The organism is Parendozoicomonas verongulae, from assembly GCF_009711465.1.
GTDB classification, from domain to species: domain Bacteria; phylum Pseudomonadota; class Gammaproteobacteria; order Pseudomonadales; family Endozoicomonadaceae; genus Sansalvadorimonas; species Sansalvadorimonas verongulae.
Window position 1 is genome coordinate 1 of the sequence record NZ_SMME01000216.1, and the last position, 222, is coordinate 222.

The 222-nt window shown below is 50.0% G+C and carries 1 protein-coding gene; it reads left to right on the forward strand.

Going from position 1 to position 222, the window contains the following annotated elements:
• Positions 1-39: 39 nt before the first annotated feature.
• The coding region (locus E1189_RS24280; protein WP_230459818.1) for a hypothetical protein at positions 40-222 on the forward strand (183 nt) is incomplete at its 3' end.

Genomic DNA, 222 nt, shown 5'->3' on the forward strand with positions numbered 1-222 from the left:
GTAGCTGGCAGCCTCTTGTGATGCTGGTGTCGCTGAATCTTGTCACTTATCTTTCCTATTGTGCTGGGTGCGTTTATGTCTGATGAGATGACTGGATTTGTTGAAAGAGTGGTTGCACCCGTCATGGTCACAGATATAGGGCCTGTCCCCTGTCCTTGTGTGAATGTGCTTGTGTTTGGTGAGATTGCCAGCTGTGGTAAACGCTTTGTGGCACCCGTCCTG